Consider the following 250-nt stretch of genomic DNA (forward strand, 5'->3'; position numbering starts at 1 on the left):
GCTGCAGCTCAGCCATGGCCAACACGGGTATCATCAACTTCGAAGGTACTGTAAGTGCCGGCGGCACTTGCCAGATCGACGTCGTCACGCCTGGCGGCCCTGGCCTGCCGAAAGTCTATTTGGGCGACTTCAGAACTTCAGACTTCACAGCAGTCGGGCAAAAAACCCGGCTCGAAAAGTTTGCCCTTCGCGTAGACCCTGCGAAGTGCCCCGTCACCGCTGGCGACGTTGCAGCAGTCACATACAGTGC

1 protein-coding gene is annotated in these 250 nt (G+C 58.8%); it reads left to right on the forward strand.

The features are described 5' to 3' along the window. The coding region (locus SB679_RS25535) for a fimbrial protein (protein WP_410705160.1) at positions 1-250 on the forward strand (250 nt) is incomplete at both ends.

Origin of the sequence: Chryseobacterium sp. SIMBA_029, assembly GCF_046535275.1 — a bacterium.
GTDB lineage: Bacteria > Bacteroidota > Bacteroidia > Flavobacteriales > Weeksellaceae > Chryseobacterium.